Here is a 387-nt window from a genome sequence, read left to right on the forward strand (position 1 = left end):
CGCCGCAGACTTTATTTTCCGGTGGGTCTGTCGAATAAGACCAGGGAAGGCTTCTGCATCGGTCACATTGTTTAGTGACAGGTCTGCGCAGATGATTTCATGTGTTTTTGCATCAACTGCCAGATGCAGCTTTCGCCAGGTACGACGTCGCTCCTTACCGTGCTTTTTCACTTTCCACTCGCCTTCACCGAAGACTTTCAGGCCTGTGGAATCAATCACCAGATGCGCTATTTCTCCCCGGCTGGGTGTTTTAAAGCTGACATCAAACGACTTCGCACGTTTGCTGACACTGGTGTAATCCGGGCAGCGCAAAGGAATGCCCATCAGGGCAAAAATGGAATCAATAAAGCCCTGTGCGGCCCGGAGGGTCAGCCGGAAAACGCGCTT

At 51.9% G+C, this 387-nt stretch carries 1 protein-coding gene; it reads right to left on the reverse strand.

What is annotated here, in order from left to right; all coding sequences use genetic code 11:
- Positions 1 to 387, reverse strand: a 387-nt coding sequence (locus tag KP22_RS21140) for an IS5 family transposase (RefSeq protein ID WP_039326427.1), incomplete at both ends; no start/stop codon positions are given.

It is taken from the genome of Pectobacterium betavasculorum, assembly GCF_000749845.1.
GTDB classification, from domain to species: domain Bacteria; phylum Pseudomonadota; class Gammaproteobacteria; order Enterobacterales; family Enterobacteriaceae; genus Pectobacterium; species Pectobacterium betavasculorum.